Consider the following 231-nt stretch of genomic DNA (forward strand, 5'->3'; position numbering starts at 1 on the left):
GACACAGGTAGGTGAGGAGAGAATCCTAAGGCGAGCGAGAGAACCCTCGTTAAGGAACTCGGCAAAATGACTCCGTAACTTCGGGAGAAGGAGTGCCGCTGGGTGTGAAGGGCTAAGCGTCTGGAGCATTTAGCGGTCGCAGAGAAGAGGCCCAAGCGACTGTTTACCAAAAACACAGGTCCCTGCCAAAGCGAAAGCTGACGTATAGGGGCTGACGCCTGCCCGGTGCCG

At 56.7% G+C, this 231-nt stretch carries 1 rRNA gene; it reads left to right on the forward strand.

Annotation, left to right across the window (positions count from 1 at the left end):
- Positions 1–231: ribosomal RNA gene (locus JDF658_RS09920) — 23S ribosomal RNA — on the forward strand; the annotation flags it as partial.

It is taken from the genome of Carboxydocella sp. JDF658 (assembly GCF_002049395.1).
GTDB lineage: Bacteria > Bacillota.